The following is a 1890-nucleotide window of genomic DNA, read 5'->3' as shown; positions in this document are numbered from 1 at the left end:
GTTGATCCCATCAGCGACTACCAGTAGCGAAATAGCAGCTTTAGTCGCCCTGAAGATTTTTTGGCAGGTGGTTTGTTTGGACACGACCCTTAAACAGGACTTACCCAGTAACTCTACCTACTACAGGGTGGGTTATTAACGCACCCTACTAGTTATCCCTACTAGTTATCCCTACTAGTTATCCCTACTACTTATTCCTACTACATATGGGAGTTGGATGCCCAGTTTTTTAGGAGTTTTTCATAAGTCCTGTCAAACAATTCATCGGTAACGATGAGCTTAAAGCTTGACTCTGGAACGATTCAGACTCAGATTAGGCCAATTTTTATGAAAAGTTAAAGTTTGTATTATGTTAAATTATTTATTATACAACACTTAATCATCCAGGGTATCTAATAAGATAAAAATAGGGTTAAGCAATAGTTCTAATCAACAGCACTTATAAACAAGACTTCAGCACTAAGCTGATTGGTCAAGATTTTATGGATTAGTATCGGTATAAGGTATCGTGAGCAATTCAAGATTTTTCCCTATCCTCCAGCCTGTTGAGAAGACCTTAGACTATTGTAATTCGGCATCAGCCCTGATAGCGTAATGGGATTAGTGCTATGTTAGTCATTTTAACGGATAACCAAGTAATTTCCCCCGACCTTGTCTGTCAATGTTGTTTACTGGCTGACCCAAGTGGTCAACCTCGCTGGCATCAAGGAAAATTACTTTGTGCCCATGTGCTCAAGAAGCTAAGTGAGAAGCAAGCTCAACAGTATGAGTGTGAAATGGGATTCCGTCTGGTAAATATGGATTGACTTTTCTAGTAGGGGTTCCCGTAGCGTAACATGCAGGTCAATAGCATTTCAGGTCGCTCAGGGGTAGAGTGTTGTGCTGCGCTATGCTGAATAATAGTTAGTGTAACCCTGATCTGAACATCTTCAAGGAGAAATCACGATGACTTGGCGCGGATCAACAGATGTTAAAGACCGGATTTTTGCAGCCCTTGCATATATACTCCCTCTAATTGTGGTTTTGCCCTTTGGTCAATTTCTGCTAACACAGTTTCCCATTCTCGGCATTATTTACCTGCCACTACAACCGTTAATTTTAATTTACAGGAGTTTCCCGTTGGCGGGGTTAATTATTTTCTTTGTTTTATTCTTAGCCGTAGTCAGAAACCCACAAATCAGCCATTTCGTTCGCTTTAACACCATGCAAGCGATTCTTTTAGACATTCTTTTAGTTTTGGCTTTTCTATTGTTGCCAATTTTAGTCCAAGCACTAGGGGTTAACTTGCTAACAGAAACCTTATATAATATAGTATTCTTAGGAATCCTTGCCGCCTGCGGCTACTCCATGATTCAATCATTGATGGGTCGTTACGCAGAAATACCAAGCCTTAGTCAAGCCGTTTACAGCCAAGTCCCCTAGTCTTCCTTAGACTTAGCCTGTGAAGGGCGTGAGATAACCGTGTTTTCCAACTGACCAATTCCCTCAATTTCCACCCGGACGCGATCGCCAACTTCCATTGGTCCTACTCCTTTGGGTGTCCCCGTAAGAATCACATCCCCTGGTACTAGGGTCATCACCTGGGAAATGTAAGATACCAGAACATCTGGCGGAAATACCATTTGACTAATTAAAGCTGATTGTACTGGCTCAGGGTTGTCATTCAGAAATGTCTGCAATTTTGCCCCAGCACTCAACTCCCGGACTATCCAGGGTCCGAGGGGACAAAAGCTATTAAATCCCTTAGCCCTGGTCCATTGCGGATCCCGCTTTTGTAAATCCCGAGCCGTTACGTCATTAGCGATCGTATAACCCCAAATTTTGGATTGAGCTTCGTCTGGTGTGCAGTCTAAGCAATAGTCACCGATTACCAGTGCTAACTCTCCCTCA

General features: G+C 42.5%; 3 protein-coding genes. 2 read left to right on the top strand and 1 reads right to left on the bottom strand.

Going from position 1 to position 1890, the window contains the following annotated elements; translation table 11 throughout:
• Positions 1-608: 608 nt before the first annotated feature.
• Together F6K49_RS44855 and F6K49_RS44850 are read left to right on the top strand one after the other, a co-directional pair.
• Complete coding sequence (locus F6K49_RS44855; protein WP_075904588.1) at positions 609-806, top strand: hypothetical protein; 198 nt, start codon at positions 609-611, stop codon at positions 804-806.
• A gap of 139 nt (positions 807-945) precedes the next feature.
• A complete protein-coding gene (locus F6K49_RS44850; RefSeq protein WP_293108524.1) occupies positions 946-1422 on the top strand; it encodes a Tic20 family protein in 477 nt (158 codons plus the stop codon).
• Here F6K49_RS44850 and F6K49_RS44845 read toward each other — a convergent pair.
• Positions 1419-1890: fumarylacetoacetate hydrolase family protein (locus tag F6K49_RS44845; protein ID WP_293108521.1), on the bottom strand; the 472-nt coding region annotated here is incomplete at its 5' end. The two genes, F6K49_RS44850 and F6K49_RS44845, sit on opposite strands and share 4 nt — an antisense overlap.

The organism is Moorena sp. SIO3I6 (assembly GCF_010672095.1).
This window is presented reverse-complemented; position numbering and strand designations above follow the sequence as displayed.